The sequence below is a fragment of the Carboxylicivirga agarovorans genome (assembly GCF_050589845.1).
GTDB lineage: Bacteria > Bacteroidota > Bacteroidia > Bacteroidales > Marinilabiliaceae > Carboxylicivirga > Carboxylicivirga agarovorans.
On sequence record NZ_JBNGPA010000011.1, the window covers coordinates 1 to 13,541 of the forward strand.

6 protein-coding genes are annotated in these 13,541 nt (G+C 41.8%); 3 read left to right on the top strand and 3 right to left on the bottom strand.

What is annotated here, in order from left to right; translation table 11 throughout:
* The first annotated feature begins 915 nt into the window (after nucleotides 1–915).
* A complete protein-coding gene (locus ACRD69_RS12755) occupies nucleotides 916–1,041 on the top strand; it encodes a hypothetical protein (protein ID WP_430815484.1) in 126 nt (41 codons plus the stop codon).
* Nucleotides 1,042–1,122: 81 nt separating this feature from the next.
* Here the strand turns inward: ACRD69_RS12755 and ACRD69_RS12760 are convergent, their stop codons facing one another.
* Together ACRD69_RS12760 and ACRD69_RS12765 are read right to left on the bottom strand one after the other, a co-directional pair.
* Nucleotides 1,123–4,383: a VPS10 domain-containing protein gene (locus ACRD69_RS12760; protein WP_430815485.1), complete on the bottom strand. Its 3,261-nt coding sequence runs from the start codon at nucleotides 4,381–4,383 to the stop codon at nucleotides 1,123–1,125.
* Nucleotides 4,384–4,585: 202 nt separating this feature from the next.
* Entirely contained in the window at nucleotides 4,586–6,925 is a 2,340-nt protein-coding gene (locus ACRD69_RS12765) for a S9 family peptidase (protein ID WP_430815486.1), read from the bottom strand.
* Nucleotides 6,926–7,206: 281 nt separating this feature from the next.
* On the opposite strand from ACRD69_RS12765, the gene ACRD69_RS12770 reads away from it, so the two are divergent.
* Together ACRD69_RS12770 and ACRD69_RS12775 are read left to right on the top strand one after the other, a co-directional pair.
* Entirely contained in the window at nucleotides 7,207–9,045 is a 1,839-nt protein-coding gene (locus ACRD69_RS12770; RefSeq protein ID WP_430815487.1) for a spermine/spermidine synthase domain-containing protein, read from the top strand.
* Between the two features lie 865 nt (nucleotides 9,046–9,910).
* Entirely contained in the window at nucleotides 9,911–10,036 is a 126-nt protein-coding gene (locus tag ACRD69_RS12775; protein ID WP_430815484.1) for a hypothetical protein, read from the top strand.
* A gap of 81 nt (nucleotides 10,037–10,117) precedes the next feature.
* Here ACRD69_RS12775 and ACRD69_RS12780 read toward each other — a convergent pair whose 3' ends face one another.
* Nucleotides 10,118–13,378, bottom strand: coding sequence for a VPS10 domain-containing protein (locus ACRD69_RS12780; protein WP_430815485.1), 3,261 nt, complete (start codon nucleotides 13,376–13,378; stop codon nucleotides 10,118–10,120).
* Between the last annotated feature and the right edge of the window lie 163 nt (nucleotides 13,379–13,541).

The window sequence follows — 13,541 nt, forward strand, 5'->3', positions numbered from 1 at the left end:
ACTAAAGATACTAAATATAATTATACATATGAAATATTAAGACGGTTTAATTTATTGAATCATAGTGCATTAACTAATTGCATTAGTCAAATATGTGTTTAACAATAATGCGTATAAAGAGTAGCTTGAAGGAGAAGGAGCTGCTGAACCTGGCAGTTCTCATCCCTTAACAGAAGCAGATCAGTTCAAATGGTCACACATCCTCTCCTGGAGGAGAGGACAGAGGTGAGGTGTTTATAACGGGCTGTAAATATTGGTATTCTGTTTGACGATGCATCTCTTTTCGAACATACTCGTGGGCGACGCCCCCTTTTTTTGATGTTTAAGACCTTCAGTCTTTATGCAGATTGAAGAGTTTCAACTGACTGATATTAGTCGTGCGGCAGCAGAGGTTCTATTTTACAATAATGCACCCTGTGAGTGAGCAATATGAGGCAATTAGCAATTATTTGACAGAAAAAGGCTTCGGTAATCCTTCGGTACTTCCTCGGGGCCGCTTCGGTATTTCTTCGGAACCGCTTCGGATCAACCTCGCTGGCAGCGAGGTTGATCCGAAGAAGGTCCCTGTTTGCTAGTGAGCGGGGCCTTTTTTGGCTGGGAAGGGGTAGGTGCGCTATTTCGTTACTATTTTGATAAATAGGAAAGGAGGGTGCGGGTCTTCAACCTGCTAATTCATCCAGTATATAATACGTGAATTGAAAATCAGCGATGCTATATCCGATTATCGCTAAAAGTATCCTTAGCATGGTGTATAGCAATTTCAGAATTTGCCATTAATACTTCTCATTCAATTTCAGGCAAGGTTCATTGTACCACTGTGAATGACTTGAACTATAAAGAGTAACTAATGAGCTATGGGGAATAGTATAGCACTGTTGGCAGGTGTATGTTTGCATATAATCAAAAACTAACGCCATGATATTATTCTTATCCATTTTGAGCTTAATGTTCTCAGTTGAACAACAACTGGTAGAGGAGCTGACCTTTGAAATGCCACCCAATGATATTTCGATTGTAGAGGTAGTCGATTACTTTGATTAGTGATAATTGGGGAGTGTTTATGAAGTTTAGAACAAACTCAGGGACTATTGGTAGTTAACAGTCCCTGAAGTTTCATGAAATTTATGGTAATGGCATGCCTTCAACCCAAGGGCCATCATTTGCCAATAACAGTTGCATTATTTGTTTAAAATCAGATTCTACCATTTGCTTAACCCTGTCTTTTACCTCTGCCAAAGCGTTTTGGGCATAAGCCAGGTTTTGTTTCTGGGTAGCTGTTGGTCCATAGGTATTGTTAGCAATGTTTATTGAAGCAGCCTGTATGCGACTGGTGATGGTTGGTGACGTTTTTTCACCAATCAGGTTTTTAGCGGCATTACCATTCATCTTTTTATCCAAATCAAATAATTCCTGCTTCAGGTTATACAGCCTGTTGTCCAGTTCACCAGCAGTCAGTTTTGAGTTTTGAAGTGATAACTCGAAGGCTTTAATTTGTTTGAATGCCGTATTGATGCTGCTATTTACCGCACTTATTTCCTTTTGCGTCTTTTGTAAGACCGTAATATAATCATCAATTTCGTTTTCAGATTGAGGTTTCAGATAGCCTTTATAGAGCGGCACCACTTCAAAGTTGATATCAGCTGTTAATTGACTGATCATTCCATTTTCCTCTTTATTTAGCGAAGCTTTATATGTGCCTGAAGGTACCAGGTAACCCAGACTGTTACCATTGTTTTTATGACCCGGAGTGATGGTGTTAACGGGTGCATAACGCAGATCCCAGGCCAGACGATGAAAACCCTTACCCGTTTGTGCGCTTAATCGCCTGATTACATCACCTTTTTCATCCTTGATGGTCAGCCATATTTTAATGGTGTCTTGCCTGTGCTCTTTTTCCAGCTGTTCCCAACCAGGGAATGTTACGGCTTCACCATTTTCAATGGCGTTCTTTTCTTCCTTTTGTCGCAATTGACTCATTAACAAATAATCATCCTTTAGATAGTAAGTGAAAACGGCACCAAAATCAGGGTTGGGGGATGAGAAGAATCCAGCTCCTTGCGAGCCTTTGCCTCTCATGGTCATACCTGGACGAGGAATGTACTTTAATGCTTTGCGGGCAGGGAAGAGGGTCGCTTCTGAATTCAGCTGCTCTTCACTAATGTTTCGCAATGCCGAATAGTCATCCAAAACAAAAAAGCCACGACCAAATGATGCTGCCACCAAATCATTTTCACGTCGTTGTATGGCTAAGTCTCTGAAGGATATAGTCGGAACCCCTCCTTTTAGTCGTATCCAGTTGGAACCACCGTCAATGGTAAAGTAAAGGCCAAATTCAGTACCAATAAAGCATAAGTTAGCATTAACATGATCCTGAACAAATCGCCAAACCAAAGTCTTTTGAGGAAGGTTCCCCGTTATTGCTTTCCATGATTGTCCTTTATTTGTACTTTTTAAAAGGTAGGGTTTAAAATCTCCAAATTTGTGGTTGTCGAGCGAAATATATACAGTATTGACATCATGCAAGTCAGCTTTAATATCATTTACAAAGGCCGTTTCTGGTACATCAGGTAATTTACCAACCGAAATAGTGCGCCAGTTTGCGCCGCCATCTTCAGTTATACTTATTTGGCCATCGTCGGTACCTGCATAAATGAGGCCTTCCTGCAGAGGAGATTCAGCTAAGGAGGTTATTGTATTATAGGTCGACATCGCATAAAAGTCCCAGGCATTATCCCAACTTTGTGTGCTGCCCATTATTGGTAAGCTCAAACGTTCTTCGTTCCTGGTCAAATCACCAGATATCACCTTCCAGCTATCGCCACGATCATCGGAACGCCATATTCGTTGAGATGCAAAATATAAACGGGTTGACTGATGTGGACTGACGAGTATGGGGGCATCCCAATTGTATCGCTCAAAAGGATCGTTTTCGAGAGCCTGGGGTTGGATATGTACAATTTCTCCGGTCGTTTTATCAACACGTACCAGGTTACCTTCCTGCCATTCGTTATAAATAATGTTGGGATTACCGGGTTCTGTTGCAGGCTGGTGTCCATCGGCAAACAAGGTTAGATACCAGTCGGCGTTGGTAATACCATTGGCTTTATCGGTGCGCGACGGACCTCCTTGCGTATTATTATCTTGCGTACCACCATAGATGTGATAAAACGGTTCGGCATCGTCGACTGCTACTTTGTAAAATTGCGTAACTGGCAGATTAGAAACATATTTCCAGTTGCGGGTTGCATCAAATGTTTCATAAAGACCTCCATCTGTACCTACCAGCAAATAATCGGGGTCGTTTTTCTTAAAAGCAATGGCATGATTGTCGGAGTGCTTATGTTCTTCACTCATGCGTTTAAAGGTTTTACCTCCATCGCTTGATATTTGCATTCTCACATCGACCAGGTAAAGTTTATCAAATTGATGCGGACAAGCATATAACTCCTGATAATAATGAGGTCCGGTAGCACCCGAAACAGCATTGGACATTTTTACCCATGATTCGCCCTTGTTGCTTGAGCGGAATACACCACCATTGCGATGATTCAGCTCGATGGCGGCATACACCACATCGGGCTGTTGTGGTGATATGGCCATTCCTATTTTTGCCATGTTACCGGATGGCAGTCCCTTAGAAAGTTTTTTCCAATTAACACCACCATCATCGGACCGATAGATGGCCGTTCCGGGACCTCCACCCATATAAGCTGCTACATTTCTGTGATGTTGCCAGGTCGCGGCATACAGGACATTGGGGTTACGGGGATCAATTAACAGATCAGTGGCGCCAACCCACTCATTATTACCTAAGGTTTGTTGCCAGGTCTGACCACCATCTGTGGATTTGTAAATACCACGTTCGCCACCTTTGTTCCAAAGCGGTCCCTGAGCTGCCACCCATATAACTCTTGAGTCATTAGGATGTACAATGATTTTACTGATGTGTTGCGATTCATGAAGGCCCATATTGGTCCAGCTGGCCCCGTCATCGTCACTTTTGTATATGCCATCACCAAAACCAACATGACGTCCGCCAACATTCTCGCCGGTGCCCAACCAGATGGTATGGTGATTATTCGGATCGATGGTAATGCATCCGGTTGAATATACTTTTTGATTGTCAAAAATTGGTTGCCAGGTAGTACCGGCATTTTCAGTTTTCCAAACGCCACCTGAACCAACAGCTACATACCAGGTGTTTTCTTTTTGGGGATGGATTACAACATCGGCTATGCGTCCTGACATTAAAGCCGGACCTATGCTACGAAGTTTAAGTCCTTCAAATGTTGTGTCATTTAATAAGGTTTGTGCTGTTAGCGAGCAGGTGAGAATTAACAGCATGAAAGGCAGGACGAATCCTTTTTTTCTAATTCTTTTCATGGTTGTGTATTGTATGTGAGTGATAAAGTATAGTAAATATAGTTTAAATTTAATTGATAAACAGTGGCTTGAGAATGATAAGTTCAATTTGTAATGCCCGGGTGCATAAAAAAAGCCCCGCATTCAATAACATGAAGCGGGGCGTTTAACTATTGACCTGAGTTCGATATTAAGTTTCGAACCAGTCTATTTATACACAAACTTACGGTAAATCTAAATCTACATTATTACGATAATCGCCTAACAGGTGTTCCGAGAAATGATACCAGATCATCTTTTCAAAATAAGGCGAATATTGTGAAAAACCATGTCGCACATTGGGGATAATCATAAAGTCGAAACGCTTACGGGCGTCCATTAATGCCTGCACAACGCGCATGGTATTAGCGGGATGCACATTGTTGTCAATCTCTCCGTGAACAAGCATTAAGTGACCTTTTAGGTTCCTGGCAATAGAAGGATTCGTAGGTATTTTACTCTTGAAGGTTATTTCGTATTCATCTTCCGGATTATCAACCTTAACAGAATCTTTTACCTCTTCTTTCTTTTTTATCTTCTTCTTTACTTCTTTGACGCCATGGTGTGTTTCACCCCACCATTTGTTATAAATGTTGTTATCATGGTTACCGGCTGATGATACGGCAGCTTTATAAAAATCAGGATAAGCAAACATGGCTGCTGTTGACATAAAACCACCGCCACTGTGACCAAAAATACCAACACGATTGATATCTATGTAATCGTAGCGGTTAGCCAGTTGCTGCAGTGCAAACATATCATCTTTTAAAGCATAGTCGCGGAGGTTATCATAGCCATAGGTATGGTAGTATTTATGGCGTTTGGGGCTTCCGCCGCGGTGACCAACCGATACCACCACAAAACCCAGTTGGGCCAGTGCGGTATTATAGCGCGCTGTGACAGTAAAATCTCTTACCACCGCTTCGGTTTGCGGTCCGGGGTATACATACGAAATGACCGGGTATTTTTTAGTGGAATCAAAATCAAATGGTTTCCAGATAACGCCATGAAGATTGGTAACACCATCATCTGCTTTCACAATGAATTTCTCAGGGAAATGCCAGCCCAGCTCTTTAACACGTGCCAGATCCATTGTTTCCAGTTCCATGATCACCGCACCGCTTTTATCGCGGACAACAGCTTTGGGTGCCAGGTCTACGCGCGAGTAGTTATTTACAAAGTAATTGGCATGCTTATCGGTTTTAGGCATGCTAAAATGATGATTGGCCTCTTCGGGTGTTATGATGCGTCCGTTGCTGCCATCAAAGTTGATGCTGTAGTATATGTTATAATACGGGTCAAATCCTTTTTCTTTACCATAGGCAGGGTAGTAGATTGTGTTGGCAACCGTATCTATACGTGCAACCTGTCCCACCACATAGTTGCCTTTGGTAATCTGGTTTTTAAGGTTACCATCGGCATCGTAACGGTATAGTTGTCCCCAACCTGTGCGCTCTGACCACCAGATCAGTTCACGACCTTCGTCTATGACATGCAACTGGTTCATCTGGTCGTTGAAGTAAGGCTTTGATTTCTCACTGAACAAGGATTTAACCTCACCTGTATTGGTATTGACTTTAACTACCTCCAGTTCATCGCATGTCCGTTTTTTACGTATCACAAATAAGTTATCCGATTTTTTTGACGGACGGTATGTACGGATGCTTTGATCTTTCCATTTACTCAAATCCGGTTTTGTCCATTCCGTTGATGCGATATCGTATATTGCCAGGTGCGGAATGCCAATGTGCTCATCTCCGGGCATAGCATATTTATAAGTTTCAACAGTCGGGCGTGGATTGGCTACAGAGTTAATAACAGCCATCTCCTTTACTTTGCGCGTATCGTATCGAACCGTGTAAAATTTCTTCTCATCTTTAAACCAGTATACCCATGCTTTCAGGCGTTTGTCAGATGTGGTGTCGCCACCTTTGCTCTGATAGCTGAACCAGCGCTCACCATCAGTGGTTAGTTGTGTCTCTGTACTGTCTTTGTCATCGGCACGCATCATATATAAGTTGTGCTGACGTGCAAAAACGATGTAAGTACTGTCGGGCGAGTAGCTCTTCCAATTGTGTTTGGTTTCCTTTTTAACGGTATCGATTTTACTCACCCATTTGGTCTGCATATTGTATTTAAACTTCAAATTGTCCATTTCAAAGGTAAAGCTCGATTTGCTGTTCTTCTCAAACTCTATCTTTTTAATGGGTAAGTTGTTTACATTGTAAGGTTTATGAGTAATGGCCGTTACTTTGGAGGCCAAATCATTATTGTCAAAAAGTGGTTGCTTCGATCGCTTGTCAGGATCAACAAACCAATAAAAGTTACCGTCGGAAGTTTTATAACTGTACCAAAACAAGTGGCTGTTTTCAATCCAGTTAGGATTTACCCGGCTTGAGCCGATGTATTTCTGCACATTACTTTTGGTGAATTTATTGGCCAGTTCAAAGTTGGCCTTTTGTGCAGTTGTTGAAAATGTTGCTATTAGTAAAATGCCCAATAACAATAATAAGTGTTTCTTCATATGATTCTGATTAATGCGTGAATGACGAAAATACAGATTCTTTTTGTATTCATTTATGATATTTCTTTCGTTTCCTTTTGATGGGCTTATATTTTTAATAAAACCCTCTTTTTAAACTGATAATGGGTGTTCGATACCGGACATGATATTGCCCCAATCCGAACGAAGAAGACCCGGTAATAAGTCTGTTTTCAGATATAAATTGCTGAATATTATATTTATAACGAAATAGGTATACTTGTTGCTTAAATAGGCGCAATTCCAAGTAAAACCTAAACATTATGAAATTAACCAAACAAACGATCATTGTCTTTCTTGTGTCCCTGTCTCTCATATCAATGGAAATAATCTGGTCCAGAGTGTTTTCAGCAGAGTACTTCTACACATTTGCATTTTTGGTTCTTAGCATTAGTATTTTAGGATTGGGCTTGGGTGCTTTAAGCGTAAGGTTAAGCAAGCGCCTCGCCGCCAAAGAAAGTTTTGGCTGTTTGTTAAGCTTGACAGGCTTGTTAATGCTGGTGGGTCCACCAGCTGTCTTGTACCTGCAATTGGATTTCTCCCAGTTGTTAAGTAATCACATGATGTTACTTAATCTATTGGCTGCTATTGTTATATTGGGTAGTTCATTCTTTACCGGAGGAATGGTCATAAGTGGTATTTTCAGAAAATCGCATGAATCAATGCCACAATTGTATATGGGCGATTTAATAGGAGCTGCACTGGGTGTGGTATTCGCAGTATTGTTAATGAATACCATAGGTACTGATAAGGCAGCTTTACTGGTTGCCTTCCCTGTTTTTGCAGCATCACTGCTTTCATTCACTAACTGGTTCAGATTGATTCCGCTGTTATTACTTCTATCCAGCTTTGTGGTGTTGCCAAAGAGTTCAGTTATTTTGAAAAGTGCAAAGAAAGACCGGGCTGAAGTGATTTATTCACATTGGGATGCCATGGCGCGTTTAAAAGTTTACAAGTATAGTGACGATTATTGGGGATTAAACATCGATAACGCCGCCAATTCGCCTGTTATAGCTTTTGATGGTGATTTTGACCGGCCCGATTCTTTAAAGATCCCTTTTTCAATCCCTGCGACAAAGCTGACTGATCGTTTTGATAATTGTCGCTTTTTATCACTTGGAGCCGGCGGTGGCGGTGATGTTTTAATGGCTTTACAAGATGGGGCAACAGAAGTTCATGCCGTTGAGGTGAATCCATCCATCAACAAGATGATGACAGATGGTTTCCTGCAGGAATTTTCAGGCGATATATACAATGATGACAGGGTAAGGGTGGTGAGTGAAGACGCCAGGGCTTATGTAAGGCGGTTTGAGAATTATTTTGATGTTATTTATTCATTAAGCTCCAATAGTTTTGCGGCCCTGGCTTCAGGTTCATTTGCGCTGGCAGAGAATTATTTATTTACCACTGAAGCCTTTCAGGATTATTATAAAGCCTTGTCGGGTGATGGTTATTTGTTAATGGAGCACCAGTTTTATGTGCCACGTATGGTGTCAGAAATATTAGAAGCTTTGGAAAAGGAGGGGGTTAAAAATCCTAAGGCACACATTGCAGTCTATCATTTACCAACCATGCGACGTCATCTGATATTATTGGCTAAAAAGCCACTGGATGATGCGACCATCGCCACTGCTGTACATGAAACCAATGCTGAGAATTACGCTTTCTTCAGGCAGTTATATCCCGCTGCCGATTCGGTTAAAGGCAACCGGATTAATCAGATCATTGAAAATGGCTGGCAAGAAGCACAGTTAACAGCATCGACCAACTTATCACCTTGCAACGATAACAGACCATTTACCGGGCAGTTAGGCTTGATGAAGAACTTCTCAATGGAACGCATTAAAAAGAAACTGATGCCATACGAGTTTCAGGGCTTTCCCTTATCCATCGTTATAGTATTGGTGATTTTGGCTATAGTGACGGTAATAGTGCTCCCACTTAACTTTTTACCGTATTTAAAGTCGGGTATTAAGTTCAAGGCTGCCGGCTGGTTATACTTCTTTGCCATTGGAGTGGGTTTTATGGCCGTTGAGGTGATATTGATCCAGCAGTATACATTGTTTATCGGCTCATCGTCTTACAATATTAAGACGGTTTAATTTATTGAATCATAGTGCATTAACTAATTGCATTAGTCAAATATGTGTTTAACAATAATGCGTATAAAGAGTAGCTTGAAGGAGAAGGAGCTGCTGAACCTGGCAGTTCTCATCCCTTAACAGAAGCAGATCAGTTCAAATGGTCACACATCCTCTCCTGGAGGAGAGGACAGAGGTGAGGTGTTTATAACGGGCTGTAAATATTGGTATTCTGTTTGACGATGCATCTCTTTTCGAACATACTCGTGGGCGACGCCCCCTTTTTTTGATGTTTAAGACCTTCAGTCTTTATGCAGATTGAAGAGTTTCAACTGACTGATATTAGTCGTGCGGCAGCAGAGGTTCTATTTTACAATAATGCACCCTGTGAGTGAGCAATATGAGGCAATTAGCAATTATTTGACAGAAAAAGGCTTCGGTAATCCTTCGGTACTTCCTCGGGGCCGCTTCGGTATTTCTTCGGAACCGCTTCGGATCAACCTCGCTGGCAGCGAGGTTGATCCGAAGAAGGTCCCTGTTTGCTAGTGAGCGGGGCCTTTTTTGGCTGGGAAGGGGTAGGTGCGCTATTTCGTTACTATTTTGATAAATAGGAAAGGAGGGTGCGGGTCTTCAACCTGCTAATTCATCCAGTATATAATACGTGAATTGAAAATCAGCGATGCTATATCCGATTATCGCTAAAAGTATCCTTAGCATGGTGTATAGCAATTTCAGAATTTGCCATTAATACTTCTCATTCAATTTCAGGCAAGGTTCATTGTACCACTGTGAATGACTTGAACTATAAAGAGTAACTAATGAGCTATGGGGAATAGTATAGCACTGTTGGCAGGTGTATGTTTGCATATAATCAAAAACTAACGCCATGATATTATTCTTATCCATTTTGAGCTTAATGTTCTCAGTTGAACAACAACTGGTAGAGGAGCTGACCTTTGAAATGCCACCCAATGATATTTCGATTGTAGAGGTAGTCGATTACTTTGATTAGTGATAATTGGGGAGTGTTTATGAAGTTTAGAACAAACTCAGGGACTATTGGTAGTTAACAGTCCCTGAAGTTTCATGAAATTTATGGTAATGGCATGCCTTCAACCCAAGGGCCATCATTTGCCAATAACAGTTGCATTATTTGTTTAAAATCAGATTCTACCATTTGCTTAACCCTGTCTTTTACCTCTGCCAAAGCGTTTTGGGCATAAGCCAGGTTTTGTTTCTGGGTAGCTGTTGGTCCATAGGTATTGTTAGCAATGTTTATTGAAGCAGCCTGTATGCGACTGGTGATGGTTGGTGACGTTTTTTCACCAATCAGGTTTTTAGCGGCATTACCATTCATCTTTTTATCCAAATCAAATAATTCCTGCTTCAGGTTATACAGCCTGTTGTCCAGTTCACCAGCAGTCAGTTTTGAGTTTTGAAGTGATAACTCGAAGGCTTTAATTTGTTTGAATGCCGTATTGATGCTGCTATTTACCGCACTTATTTCCTTTTGCGTCTTTTGTAAGACCGTAATATAATCATCAATTTCGTTTTCAGATTGAGGTTTCAGATAGCCTTTATAGAGCGGCACCACTTCAAAGTTGATATCAGCTGTTAATTGACTGATCATTCCATTTTCCTCTTTATTTAGCGAAGCTTTATATGTGCCTGAAGGTACCAGGTAACCCAGACTGTTACCATTGTTTTTATGACCCGGAGTGATGGTGTTAACGGGTGCATAACGCAGATCCCAGGCCAGACGATGAAAACCCTTACCCGTTTGTGCGCTTAATCGCCTGATTACATCACCTTTTTCATCCTTGATGGTCAGCCATATTTTAATGGTGTCTTGCCTGTGCTCTTTTTCCAGCTGTTCCCAACCAGGGAATGTTACGGCTTCACCATTTTCAATGGCGTTCTTTTCTTCCTTTTGTCGCAATTGACTCATTAACAAATAATCATCCTTTAGATAGTAAGTGAAAACGGCACCAAAATCAGGGTTGGGGGATGAGAAGAATCCAGCTCCTTGCGAGCCTTTGCCTCTCATGGTCATACCTGGACGAGGAATGTACTTTAATGCTTTGCGGGCAGGGAAGAGGGTCGCTTCTGAATTCAGCTGCTCTTCACTAATGTTTCGCAATGCCGAATAGTCATCCAAAACAAAAAAGCCACGACCAAATGATGCTGCCACCAAATCATTTTCACGTCGTTGTATGGCTAAGTCTCTGAAGGATATAGTCGGAACCCCTCCTTTTAGTCGTATCCAGTTGGAACCACCGTCAATGGTAAAGTAAAGGCCAAATTCAGTACCAATAAAGCATAAGTTAGCATTAACATGATCCTGAACAAATCGCCAAACCAAAGTCTTTTGAGGAAGGTTCCCCGTTATTGCTTTCCATGATTGTCCTTTATTTGTACTTTTTAAAAGGTAGGGTTTAAAATCTCCAAATTTGTGGTTGTCGAGCGAAATATATACAGTATTGACATCATGCAAGTCAGCTTTAATATCATTTACAAAGGCCGTTTCTGGTACATCAGGTAATTTACCAACCGAAATAGTGCGCCAGTTTGCGCCGCCATCTTCAGTTATACTTATTTGGCCATCGTCGGTACCTGCATAAATGAGGCCTTCCTGCAGAGGAGATTCAGCTAAGGAGGTTATTGTATTATAGGTCGACATCGCATAAAAGTCCCAGGCATTATCCCAACTTTGTGTGCTGCCCATTATTGGTAAGCTCAAACGTTCTTCGTTCCTGGTCAAATCACCAGATATCACCTTCCAGCTATCGCCACGATCATCGGAACGCCATATTCGTTGAGATGCAAAATATAAACGGGTTGACTGATGTGGACTGACGAGTATGGGGGCATCCCAATTGTATCGCTCAAAAGGATCGTTTTCGAGAGCCTGGGGTTGGATATGTACAATTTCTCCGGTCGTTTTATCAACACGTACCAGGTTACCTTCCTGCCATTCGTTATAAATAATGTTGGGATTACCGGGTTCTGTTGCAGGCTGGTGTCCATCGGCAAACAAGGTTAGATACCAGTCGGCGTTGGTAATACCATTGGCTTTATCGGTGCGCGACGGACCTCCTTGCGTATTATTATCTTGCGTACCACCATAGATGTGATAAAACGGTTCGGCATCGTCGACTGCTACTTTGTAAAATTGCGTAACTGGCAGATTAGAAACATATTTCCAGTTGCGGGTTGCATCAAATGTTTCATAAAGACCTCCATCTGTACCTACCAGCAAATAATCGGGGTCGTTTTTCTTAAAAGCAATGGCATGATTGTCGGAGTGCTTATGTTCTTCACTCATGCGTTTAAAGGTTTTACCTCCATCGCTTGATATTTGCATTCTCACATCGACCAGGTAAAGTTTATCAAATTGATGCGGACAAGCATATAACTCCTGATAATAATGAGGTCCGGTAGCACCCGAAACAGCATTGGACATTTTTACCCATGATTCGCCCTTGTTGCTTGAGCGGAATACACCACCATTGCGATGATTCAGCTCGATGGCGGCATACACCACATCGGGCTGTTGTGGTGATATGGCCATTCCTATTTTTGCCATGTTACCGGATGGCAGTCCCTTAGAAAGTTTTTTCCAATTAACACCACCATCATCGGACCGATAGATGGCCGTTCCGGGACCTCCACCCATATAAGCTGCTACATTTCTGTGATGTTGCCAGGTCGCGGCATACAGGACATTGGGGTTACGGGGATCAATTAACAGATCAGTGGCGCCAACCCACTCATTATTACCTAAGGTTTGTTGCCAGGTCTGACCACCATCTGTGGATTTGTAAATACCACGTTCGCCACCTTTGTTCCAAAGCGGTCCCTGAGCTGCCACCCATATAACTCTTGAGTCATTAGGATGTACAATGATTTTACTGATGTGTTGCGATTCATGAAGGCCCATATTGGTCCAGCTGGCCCCGTCATCGTCACTTTTGTATATGCCATCACCAAAACCAACATGACGTCCGCCAACATTCTCGCCGGTGCCCAACCAGATGGTATGGTGATTATTCGGATCGATGGTAATGCATCCGGTTGAATATACTTTTTGATTGTCAAAAATTGGTTGCCAGGTAGTACCGGCATTTTCAGTTTTCCAAACGCCACCTGAACCAACAGCTACATACCAGGTGTTTTCTTTTTGGGGATGGATTACAACATCGGCTATGCGTCCTGACATTAAAGCCGGACCTATGCTACGAAGTTTAAGTCCTTCAAATGTTGTGTCATTTAATAAGGTTTGTGCTGTTAGCGAGCAGGTGAGAATTAACAGCATGAAAGGCAGGACGAATCCTTTTTTTCTAATTCTTTTCATGGTTGTGTATTGTATGTGAGTGATAAAGTATAGTAAATATAGTTTAAATTTAATTGATAAACAGTGGCTTGAGAATGATAAGTTCAATTTGTAATGCCCGGGTGCATAAAAAAAGCCCCGCATTCAATAACATGAAGCGGGGCGTTTAACTATTGACCTGAGT

Coding starts and splice junctions, on each gene's coding strand:
- ACRD69_RS12755 (WP_430815484.1), top strand. CDS start 916: ATGATATTATTCTTATCCATTTTGAGCTTAATGTTCTCAGTTGAACAA.
- ACRD69_RS12780 (WP_430815485.1), bottom strand. CDS start 13,378: ATGAAAAGAATTAGAAAAAAAGGATTCGTCCTGCCTTTCATGCTGTTA.
- ACRD69_RS12760 (WP_430815485.1), bottom strand. CDS start 4,383: ATGAAAAGAATTAGAAAAAAAGGATTCGTCCTGCCTTTCATGCTGTTA.
- ACRD69_RS12770 (WP_430815487.1), top strand. CDS start 7,207: ATGAAATTAACCAAACAAACGATCATTGTCTTTCTTGTGTCCCTGTCT.
- ACRD69_RS12765 (WP_430815486.1), bottom strand. CDS start 6,925: ATGAAGAAACACTTATTATTGTTATTGGGCATTTTACTAATAGCAACA.
- ACRD69_RS12775 (WP_430815484.1), top strand. CDS start 9,911: ATGATATTATTCTTATCCATTTTGAGCTTAATGTTCTCAGTTGAACAA.